3 protein-coding genes are annotated in these 2,447 nt (G+C 33.8%); 2 read left to right on the forward strand and 1 reads right to left on the reverse strand.

Features of this window, described 5'->3' with window-relative positions; all coding sequences use genetic code 11:
• Window positions 1-203: 203 nt before the first annotated feature.
• Together AKK44_RS08465 and AKK44_RS08470 are read left to right on the forward strand one after the other, a co-directional pair.
• A complete protein-coding gene (locus tag AKK44_RS08465) occupies window positions 204-1,097 on the forward strand; it encodes an SPFH domain-containing protein (protein ID WP_054279305.1) in 894 nt (297 codons plus the stop codon).
• Window positions 1,098-1,192: 95 nt separating this feature from the next.
• Complete coding sequence (locus AKK44_RS08470; RefSeq protein ID WP_054279304.1) at window positions 1,193-2,053, forward strand: CPBP family intramembrane glutamic endopeptidase; 861 nt, start codon at window positions 1,193-1,195, stop codon at window positions 2,051-2,053.
• 97 nt (window positions 2,054-2,150) lie between these two features.
• On the opposite strand, the gene AKK44_RS08980 is transcribed toward AKK44_RS08470, so the two are convergent.
• Window positions 2,151-2,267, reverse strand: coding sequence for a putative metal homeostasis protein (locus AKK44_RS08980; protein WP_152911095.1), 117 nt, complete (start codon window positions 2,265-2,267; stop codon window positions 2,151-2,153).
• Window positions 2,268-2,447 lie beyond the last annotated feature (180 nt).

A 2,447-nucleotide genomic window follows, 5' to 3' on the forward strand; every position in this document is an offset into this window, starting at 1 on the left:
TACAGTTGACAATGAGCCTATAAAAGCCAGTCACAAGACTGGCTTTTATTGTTGGCTCGTGATGACTAACTATTTCTTATGAGATAGGCTTATTTCAATCATTAGATTTTATTTGACAAATGTCACAAAAAGATTATAATTGTCTTATAACAATAAGTCAACAGAGTCATCATACTCAGAAATTGGCAAAAGGAGCAGATATGATTTTAGGAACAAGTATTTTTATAGCATTTTGGGTAATTGTCATTCTCGCTGTTGTGATTAGTACCCTGTATGTTGTCCGTCAACAGTCAGTCGCTATCATTGAACGTTTTGGAAAATATCAAAAAATAGCAACAAGTGGGATTCATATTCGCTTGCCATTTGGTATTGATAAAATTGCAGCGCGGATTCAATTGCGTTTGTTACAAACAGAAATTATTGTTGAAACAAAAACAAAAGATAATGTTTTTGTAACGTTGAACATTGCGACTCAATACCGAGTTAATGAACAGAATGTTACAGATGCTTACTATAAATTGATGAGACCAGAATCGCAAATCAAGTCTTACATTGAAGATGCCTTACGCTCTTCAGTGCCAAAACTCACTTTGGATGAATTATTTGAGAAAAAAGATGAGATTGCTTTGGAAGTGCAGCACCAAGTAGCTGAAGAAATGTCAACTTACGGCTATATCATCGTCAAGACATTGATTACCAAGGTTGAGCCAGATGCTGAAGTTAAACAATCAATGAATGAGATTAATGCGGCTCAGCGAAAACGTGTAGCAGCACAAGAGCTAGCTAATGCAGATAAGATCAAGATTGTGACAGCTGCAGAAGCAGAGGCAGAAAAAGATCGCTTGCACGGGGTCGGGATTGCTCAACAACGTAAAGCCATCGTTGATGGTTTGGCAGATTCTATTCAAGAATTGAAAGAGGCGAACATCTCACTCAACGAAGAGCAAATTATGTCTATTTTGCTAACCAATCAGTACCTAGACACCTTAAACACATTTGCGTCGAAAGGCAATCAAACCCTATTTTTACCAAATACTCCGAATGCTGTTGAAGATATTCGAGCTCAAGTCTTATCTGCTTTAAAAGTGAGCTCTTAAAAAGAGCTCACTTTTGGTTTATTTAGAGAAGTGTTTGATGGTGTGTGGCTATTCTTAGCAAATAAGAAAACATGTAAAAAACGGAGGATAGCTGTGTGAAGAAACATTTAAGAAATATAAATTGGTTTAATATTGTTGAAATTTTCGTAAGTAGTTTTCTTGTGTTAGTTGTGGGTGATCTTTTAGGTTTAGTCACCTTGCCAGAAATAAGTAAAGAGTATTCTTATTGGTATACCTTTATGTCATATTTTAGCGTTATAAGTACCTGGATAGCAGTGCTTGCTGTAATTTATTATTTCCCATCTCATCGTTTTATAAAATCATCTATTTGGAAGAATAAGCAGGGGAATACGGTCTCTTTCTTGCTTTGGGGATTACTTGTTGGTTTTTTACTTAACTTGTTTTCTGCTCTTTTGGCATTTTTACATGGGGATATTCATTTGACGTTTGAAAAGTTTGAATTATTGCCACTCTTGGGTCTTTTGCTAGCTGTGTTTATTCAATCATCAGCAGAAGAAGTATTTTGTAGGGGACTTATTTATCAAAGACTTTTAAAAGCAAATGTTAGTCCTCTTGTGGCTATTGTTTTGAACTCTTTATTTTTTGCTGCTTTACATCTTTTAAATGATGGAATTTCACCTTTAGCATTTTATGATTTATTGGTAACAGGAATTTTCTTTTCACTTATTGTTTATTATTTTGATAGTTTATGGATGGCAATGGGAATTCATGCTAGCTGGAATTTTACTCAAAGTATTTTATTAGGGTTACCAAACAGCGGGCAGTCATTTCCCTATTCTGTCTTTCAACTAGATCCTAGTAAGGTGCATGATAGTCTTGCTTATAATGTGGCTTTTGGTTTAGAAGGGACAATTTTATCATCACTGGTTATGACGATTTGTTGCTTAGCCATTTATATCTGGAAAAAAGATGATAAAGCACCTCTTTGGTACTGAAAAAAGTCTAAAAATAGAACATAAAAAAAGATTAAGACGGAGGGAAAGTGTCTTAATCTTTTTTGTCTGACTTATGTTTGGAGAGATAAACAATGTCTTATTTTTTACCGTAACGCTTGTGCTCGTGAATAATCTTTAGAGCACGTTTTTTTGTTTTGATATTTGGACTTTTGAGTCTTCTATAAGCTGACGAAAGGTCAGTTTTTTCTGCCATATTATCCTCCTACTAGAAATTATTATTAACGTTAATAAAGGTAGTATAACACAAAAAACTTAACTGGTAAAGTAAATAGTGTCTTTTTATTTAGTCAAATTATTTTGTTGATTTATGATGATAAAAAACAACCCCAGAGAGTTGTTTTTTATCATCATAAATATTGTTTACTTATTAAAA

It is taken from the genome of Streptococcus phocae (genome assembly GCF_001302265.1).
Lineage (GTDB): Bacteria > Bacillota > Bacilli > Lactobacillales > Streptococcaceae > Streptococcus > Streptococcus phocae.

What these genes read in the sequence shown, in the direction of transcription:
- AKK44_RS08980 (WP_152911095.1), bottom strand. Translation starts at nt 2,267, where the DNA reads ATGGCAGAAAAAACTGACCTTTCGTCAGCTTATAGAAGACTCAAAAGT.